Here is a 4168-nt window from a genome sequence, read left to right as displayed (position 1 = left end):
TCCTGCCGCACCCACTTGCGCAGCGTCTCGGTCGTACCGATGCCCAGTTTCTGGGCGACCGCTTTCATCGCGGCCCACTCGGTGTCGTACTCCGGTCGCACCTCGGCGACCATCCGCACCGCACGACGGCGCAGCTCAAGCGGGTACTGGGAAGAACGTGCCATGACTCGATCCTCTCAAATGATCGAGTCTCTATCGAACCCGGAACGGTTCAGGCCGACGCGCTGACCCTGCTGTCGGGGACCGGCGTGCCGGCTCCTGGACTGGTCGCGGTTGATCCGAGTGCCGGGCAGTACGCGTGTCCGTCGGTCCTCATGACACATCTGGCGGTCCGGACGGGCCTGGACGACGAGGGACTTGAGAGGCGCCTCCCTGGGCGGGAGCGAGGCAAGCAATTGACCACACCCACTCGTCGGTGAGGGGCTCGCCGACCTGGGTGCCGATGGTGAGGTCCCGGACCCGCACCGTTCCATCGTCGCCGCCCAGCCAATCCGAACAAACACTGCAGCGCGTTCTCCACTGACGTCACCCAGTTGCAGCAGTGACTGGACGTTAAGCTCGACGCCGATTCATCCACTTCATACCCTTTGAGTGGTATGCCCTGCTCTTGACAGGACGAGTGAGGGCTTGTGGCCCCGTGTCTTCGTCGCACGTTACGCGGGGCCACCCATCGTCAGTCCCGATCAGCGACCGCTTAGATCAGCGGTGGATCTGTGCGCACGGCGCCCCGTCAGCCCTGTTGAACTGGATGCAGAGCCAGGTGCCGTTCCAGAACTTCCTGTTCTTGAAGTTCCACTCGACGCTGGAGAACCGGTCGATACCCGCCGTGACAGGGGTGGCGTCTTTCCATTTGGTGATGTCGGTGCGCGTGCCCTGGTAGACCGTGTACAGGCGGGCCCTGACTCCGGTGCCGCGGCCGTCCATCCAGCCGCCTGCTCGGGTCACAGTGAGCCCGTGCCCGCACACGCTCAGCCCGGCCTTGCCCTCAGTGATTGTCAAGCTTTGCCAGCCGACGACCATGCGGGAGAACACGTCGATGACGAAGGCGGCGTAGACCCAGCCGGTGAAGGTTCTGATGTAGGTGATGTCCGCGACCCAGAGCTGGTTCGGGGCGCTCGCGGTGAACTCCCGCCCGACCAGGTCGGCGGGCCGGTCGGTCTCGGGCGCGGGCCGGGTGGTGCGCGGGCTCTTCGCCCGGATCACTCCGCGCAACCCGGCCTGGCGCATGAGGCGTTCGACCGTGCAGCGGGCCACTTCATGCCCCTCGCGCAGAAGGGCCGCATGAATCTTGCGGGCTCCGTAGACGCCGTAGTTGTCGGCGTGGATCCGGCGTATCTCCTCGGTGAGTTCGGCATCGCGCAGGCTGCGGGCCGACGGTGGACGGGCGTGGGCGGCGTAGTAGGTGCTCGGCGCGATCGGCGCGTCCGTCTCGGCGAGGACGTCGCAGATCGGCTGGACGCCGAACGTCTCCTTGTACTGGTCGATGTAGGCGACCTTCATCGCAGTGGACGGTCCAGCTCCGCTGCGAAGAAAGCCGAGGCGGACTTCAATATCGCGTTCGCCCGCCGCAGTTCCTTCACCTCCCGCTCCAGCTCCGCGATCCGCGCGGCCTCCGCGCTCGTGGTCCCGGGCACGACGCCCTCGTCAATCTCGGCCCGTTTCACCCACCCCCGCAGGGCCTCGGGATGCACGTCCAGCTGGTCGGCGATCCGCTTGATCGCTCCGGCCCGGCCGGCCGGGTCCTTACGGGCCTCGATGGCCAGACGCGTTGCGCGTTCACGCAGTTCGTCGGGGTACTTACGGGGAGCAGCCATGATCGGCATCCTTCCGGGTCTTGATGATCTCCATCAAACCCCAAGGCCGCGTAGTTAGGGCTTGCATCAAAGCCGGGGCGATTCAGATGGTGGCGTCCGCGTGTGCCGGCGACCCAGCGCGCGCGATCGCCAGTGCCAGCGCACACACCCCGATCATCTGCTTCCTCATGCCCGGTCAACGCCCGGCCGTCTCCCCCCGTCACGGCCCGCCATCCGCAATCACCCCGCCACTACGCTGGCAGGCCGGCAGCAACCCGGGAGGGCGGCGGGGTGACGGGGACAGGACGGCCAGATCCTCGGCAGCCAGGGATTGTCACGACCCGGGTTGCGCCCCGGTGCTCAGGCCGCAGACAGCGCCGTCAGCGTGGCCATCACACACGTTTCAGGCAGGTCTCCGGGACCTGGCCACCTTGCACCACCCGCCAGATACTTCCGTCCTTCCCGCACTCGTGGTAGGCGGGACCGTGTTCGGTCCGCGCGATGGCGATTACGCACGACATCACGCGCTCGCCCCTGTGGAGGTAGTGGTCGACGGGCGAGTTCGGCTTCGCCACCGGTCCTTCGTTCCAGGCCGGCCGCCGCACCGCCACCGTCTTGCCGGTGACCTGCCACCAGGAGCTGCAGGGCATGGAGGCCGCCGCAGTTGCTGGCCGCTGGGCGGACGCGGCCGCAGCAGACGGCATCACAGCGACGGAGCCGACGAGGGTGGCCGCGAGCGCGGCCGTGGTGATCAGTCGAGTCATGCCAGGACAACCAGCGGAGCCGTCCGTGCCGTCACGGCCCGGCCTTGAAGATCACCCGCGCGAGGGACGCGCGTCGCGGCCGCCGATCGAGGCGTTGGGGCGCTCGGGAGCGGCTATGACGGGCGCATCGCCATCGACTCCCACGCCACTCCTGCGTCCTCACGCTCGCGGATCCCGCCGGACCGCCCGGCGCGTCGGCTCCACGGCCATGAAACCGCCACCACGAGCCGGGTGACGGCTTGGTCGGCGGTGCCGAAGGTCAGGGTGCTGTCGATAAGGGGGCGTACGCGTCCGTCGGCGAGGGCGAGCAGCAGGTCCTGGCCGGCGGCTGCGATGACGGCGCCGAGTTCTGTGGCGCGGGTGAAGCCGAAGGACACCCCGCACACGTGCAGGTTGCGGTAGGACAGCTCGTCGAGGTCGATGGTGACGGCGCCCTGGTCGAGGCAGCCGCTGCTGACCACGACGCCGTCCACTGCGGTGGCAGGCAAGCAGGCGGCGAAGGTCTGGCCTGCGCCCGGGGCTCGGGCGAACTGCAGGCCAACGAGGCCGATGCTGGAGGTGACGCCGGTGATCAGCACCGACTGACCGGGGCGGAAGCCGCCGGTCATGAGGGCACCCTGTTCGGTGAGCAGGCCGGTGGGCAGCGCGCAGGCTTCGGTGCGGTCGAGGCCGCCAGGGACGGGCAGGACGTACCGGTGGTCGGCCAGCACGTACTGGGCGAAGCTCGCGAAGGTGGTGCCCATCACGCGCCGGCCCACGCCGATGGTATCGACACCCTCGCCGACGGCGGTGACATCACCGGCGAATTCATAGCCGGCCTGGTATTCATTGCCGTTCCCTCCCGCGGTGGGGTCGGCAGCTTCCAGCATGGCGGCGTCGGCGTTGTTGAGCGCCACAGCGTGCGCGCACCACGATCTGACCGGGTACGGAACCAGACCGAAACTGGAGTCCTCGCCCTCATCGACCCCTGGGGCTCGGGAAAATCCAGCGTCCTCGGCAAGGTGACACACCATCTACGGGAAACAGACGACGATGAAGGCTGGCTTGTCGCGGAACTCAACCCATGGCTCTACTCCGACTTGGAGTCCCTGCCCCTGGCGCAGTTCAGCGAAATACGCGAAGCCCTCCCGAAAAGGAGGGCCTGGAAGGCGATTTGTCCGCGATCCTTGGGATCCAGGGTGGGGCGGTTGCCGGTTACCTGGAGTGGTCCCGTCTCGGGCAGGTACAGAAGATGTCCGACTTCCTTCCTGATCCGCTTGTCGGTCGTGTGCGGCACAGTGCTCCTGTTCCAGCTGCCCCCGGGCGGTAGCCGTGGAGAAGAGAACGTGCACGGAGGCGCTGTCACGTTGGCTGGCTGAGTGGGATGATCTTCGGGTTGATCATGCTGGAGAGGGTTGTCCGTGGGGGACGTGTCGCCGTCGTACAAGGGCCATCGGTACCCGGTCGAGGTGATCTCCCACTGTGTGTGGCTGTACTTCCGGTTTCCGCTGTCCTTCCGTGAGGTGGAGGAGCTGATGCTCGAGCGCGGTGTCGTCGTCTCGCATGAGACGGTCCGCCGCTGGTGTGCCAAGTTCGGGCAGTGCTACGCCAGCGCGCTGCGCCGCAGGCAGC

5 protein-coding genes, 3 pseudogenes and 1 other annotated feature are annotated in these 4168 nt (G+C 67.5%); of the genes and pseudogenes, 3 read left to right on the top strand and 5 right to left on the bottom strand.

The features are described 5' to 3' along the window. Nucleotides 1–164: pseudogene (locus ACWD5D_RS44775) on the bottom strand (IS3-like element ISMyma3 family transposase); the annotation flags it as partial. A 48-nt stretch (nt 165–212) separates the two neighbouring features. Here ACWD5D_RS44775 and ACWD5D_RS44770 point away from each other — a divergent pair. Then, nucleotides 213–374, top strand: a pseudogene (locus tag ACWD5D_RS44770) (aminoglycoside phosphotransferase family protein); the annotation flags it as partial. A 325-nt stretch (nt 375–699) separates the two neighbouring features. Here the strand turns inward: ACWD5D_RS44770 and ACWD5D_RS44765 are convergent. The 4 genes from ACWD5D_RS44765 to ACWD5D_RS44750 all read right to left on the bottom strand — a co-directional run bounded on the left by ACWD5D_RS44765 (nt 700) and on the right by ACWD5D_RS44750 (nt 3453). Beyond that, on the bottom strand, nt 700–1500 hold the full coding sequence (locus tag ACWD5D_RS44765; protein ID WP_451378494.1) for an IS3 family transposase: 801 nt from the start codon (nt 1498–1500) through the stop codon (nt 700–702). Further along, nucleotides 1408–1536: a sequence feature (AL1L pseudoknot), on the bottom strand. It overlaps the preceding gene by 93 nt. Continuing rightward, on the bottom strand, nt 1497–1814 hold the full coding sequence (locus tag ACWD5D_RS44760) for a transposase (RefSeq protein WP_451378493.1): 318 nt from the start codon (nt 1812–1814) through the stop codon (nt 1497–1499). Its footprint overlaps the feature before it by 40 nt. Before ACWD5D_RS44760 ends, ACWD5D_RS44765 begins: the two co-directional genes overlap by 4 nt. A gap of 371 nt (nt 1815–2185) precedes the next feature. Then, on the bottom strand, nt 2186–2557 hold the full coding sequence (locus ACWD5D_RS44755) for a hypothetical protein (protein ID WP_451378492.1): 372 nt from the start codon (nt 2555–2557) through the stop codon (nt 2186–2188). Nucleotides 2558–2670: 113 nt separating this feature from the next. Continuing rightward, the gene (locus ACWD5D_RS44750) at nt 2671–3453 is read right to left on the bottom strand and encodes an alcohol dehydrogenase catalytic domain-containing protein (RefSeq protein ID WP_451378491.1); all 783 of its coding nucleotides are present in this window, start codon (nt 3451–3453) and stop codon (nt 2671–2673) included. Between the two features lie 3 nt (nt 3454–3456). Between ACWD5D_RS44750 and ACWD5D_RS44745 the strand changes: the two genes are divergently transcribed. Both ACWD5D_RS44745 and ACWD5D_RS44740 read left to right on the top strand, forming a co-directional pair. Next, the gene (locus ACWD5D_RS44745; RefSeq protein ID WP_451378490.1) at nt 3457–3915 is read left to right on the top strand and encodes a P-loop NTPase fold protein; all 459 of its coding nucleotides are present in this window, start codon (nt 3457–3459) and stop codon (nt 3913–3915) included. Nucleotides 3916–3957: 42 nt separating this feature from the next. Beyond that, a pseudogene (locus ACWD5D_RS44740) lies at nt 3958–4168 on the top strand (IS6 family transposase); the annotation flags it as partial.

The sequence above is a fragment of the Streptomyces sp. NPDC002520 genome, from assembly GCF_053595235.1.
This window is presented reverse-complemented; position numbering and strand designations above follow the sequence as displayed.